Genomic DNA, 656 nt, shown 5'->3' with positions numbered 1-656 from the left:
CAGCCTGTGTGAAAAGTCGAAAAAAAATGTAATGCTATTGCTATATATAGCATTAATAATTATTGTTATGTGTGTAACTTAAATAATTACTCATGAACTACATCACCGGCGAAGATCGCCACCAATCGACGCTGCTTCCCCCTACTCTGGATGAATATGTCCACCCCGATAATCCGGTTCGTTTTATCGATGTATATATAGAAGGGTTAGACATGTGTAAACTGGGTTTTACCCATGCCCGTCTTTCAGGGACCGGTCGCCCGCCTTACCGTCCGCAAGACCTGCTAAAGCTGTATGTATATGGGTACTTACATAAGATACGCAGCAGCCGGGGATTGGAGCGGGAAACCCATCGCAATATAGAGTTGATGTGGCTGCTGGGGCGGCTGCAGCCAGATTTTAAAACCATTGCTGATTTTCGCAAGAACAACAGCGAAGCCCTCAAAGGAGTCTGTGGGGAGTTTATCCTGTTATGCAAACGCATGAATCTGTTTGGCGGGGAGCTGGTGGCCATTGACGGGAGTAAATTTGAGGCCGTGAACCACTCCTCTGGAAGCTTTACCCGTAAAGGATTGCAACAGGCCCTGGAAGCTACCGCCCGGCAACTTCAGCAGTGGTTGGATCAACTCGATCAGGCCGACCATGATGATCCTTCT

General features: G+C 47.7%; 1 protein-coding gene. It reads left to right on the top strand.

What is annotated here, in order from left to right; genetic code table 11:
- Positions 1 to 92 precede the first annotated feature (92 nt).
- A partial coding sequence (locus RI561_RS13760; protein ID WP_395080821.1) for a transposase occupies positions 93 to 656 on the top strand: 564 nt, incomplete at its 3' end.

This window comes from Gracilimonas sp. (assembly GCF_031581265.1).
In the GTDB taxonomy this organism is placed as follows: Bacteria; Bacteroidota; Rhodothermia; order Balneolales; family Balneolaceae; genus Gracilimonas.
Note: the sequence above shows the minus strand (reverse complement) of the source record. Positions and strands in the feature narration are given on the sequence as shown.